The sequence below is a fragment of the Lysinibacillus sp. NPDC048646 genome (genome assembly GCF_050272295.1).
Lineage (GTDB): Bacteria > Bacillota > Bacilli > Bacillales_A > Planococcaceae > Lysinibacillus.
In genome coordinates, this window is record NZ_JBNNLZ010000062.1 from 1 (window position 1) to 1,636 (window position 1,636).

Consider the following 1,636-nt stretch of genomic DNA (forward strand, 5'->3'; position numbering starts at 1 on the left):
TTCTTACGATTAGTCAACCCTAATTAAAGAATAATTTAGAGTTTTATGAATGTGGAGTGATGAAGAATATCCCTCACCACTTCACACTCATTTTTAAATACACCAAAAAGACCTGACGATTTTTATTTTTTTCGAAAGGTCATTATGATATAGTTTTATATAGGTGATTACGATTTCTGAGCTGGTAGTGCGGACTCATAATCGTAAAGAATGCCACGCATCAGTAACTGAAATGTCACTTTTAGAAACTTATTGATGCAGGCGATGATCGCAACCTTATGAGGTTTCCTCTGAGGTTGCTTTTTTAATTTGTAGTAATAGTCCACAAAATGATTCGGTTTTCCTTTAGCCATAAGCATGGCGCACACCATAAAATATAAAATCTTTCGTAAATGTTTGTTTCCTCGTTTATTAATCCTGTCTCGATATTGCGTATTTCCAGACTGGTACCGCATAATATCAATGCCTGCGTATGCGTTCAGTTGTTTCGCATTTTGAAAGCGGCGGATGTCACCAATCTCTCCAATTAATCGGCACGCCGTTGAATCGCCAATCCCAGGAATCGAACGAAATACTAGATATTCTTTTCGTCCTTCCGACAATTCCACCATCTGTTTCACAAGTGCATCTTTCTTCTCTAATACATCCGCAATGCGAGCTGCGTAATCTCGTGCTTGATCACAACGAATATCTGTGGGTTTAATCGCTGGGTAACTATTTTCAGCTGCTTCTAATAATGTAATTGCTTTAGCCTCAGCACGCATTTGCGAGAGGTTTTTTCGCGTATTGGCCTTTAAACGATTTTTAATCATCGTTTTTGAATGGGCTTGTAAAAGTGCGGGATGTGGATAGAGTTGTACAATATTTAAAAATAGTGCTGAACTCGGTGTAATCAACTTTTCTAATTCTGGAAAACTCAGCTGTAAAATGGCATGCATTCTACTTTTGAGTAAAATGATTTCTTCATCAATTTGATCGTAGTAACGAGTCAGTGCACGCATCTGTTCATAATAATCGTCTTGTATGTACGTTGTTTCGCGTTCCATTTTGAAATGTGTCTTCGCAAGTTCATGGGCATCACTGATATCGGTTTTATTACGACGCATCGTTGCCATCTGTAAATTCGCTTCAAGTGGATTCATGCGGCAGTATGCATAGCCGTAATCTTTGAAAAACGCTTCGATAGGTTTTGAATAGGTGCCTGTTGCTTCAAATACGATAGCTGGCGCTTGTCCATCTTGCTTTGTCATCTCTTCTATTCGTTTGTGTAATCGCTCAAAATCACCCCGTGTATGATGTAGCACACCTTCAAATTCACATTGGCGGTGACCATCATAAATCGCTACGGTACTTTTTCCTTTACTGACATCTAACGCAATGACGTGTTTCATCTCAATCTTCTCCTTGTGACCAATCATAGAAGCCTTCACAGTACCTTATCGATTCCACTTTCTTATACACGATCTCTTAGGACCCAACATACTAAACTGATTCAAATAAGGATGTGAAGTTAGCCGGTTTATAATGCGGATTCTTGAATGATCCCAGAGGCTGGTCGGCTTTCCTTCACTTCTACTATAAAAAAATAGTAGCACAAACCATGGCCTAGGTTTGTACTACTAATGTTAGTATGTTT

1 protein-coding gene is annotated in these 1,636 nt (G+C 38.8%); it reads right to left on the minus strand.

The features are described 5' to 3' along the window. Window positions 1-167 precede the first annotated feature (167 nt). Complete coding sequence (locus tag ACQKII_RS24660) at window positions 168-1,391, minus strand: IS110 family transposase (RefSeq protein WP_427463065.1); 1,224 nt, start codon at window positions 1,389-1,391, stop codon at window positions 168-170. Window positions 1,392-1,636 lie beyond the last annotated feature (245 nt).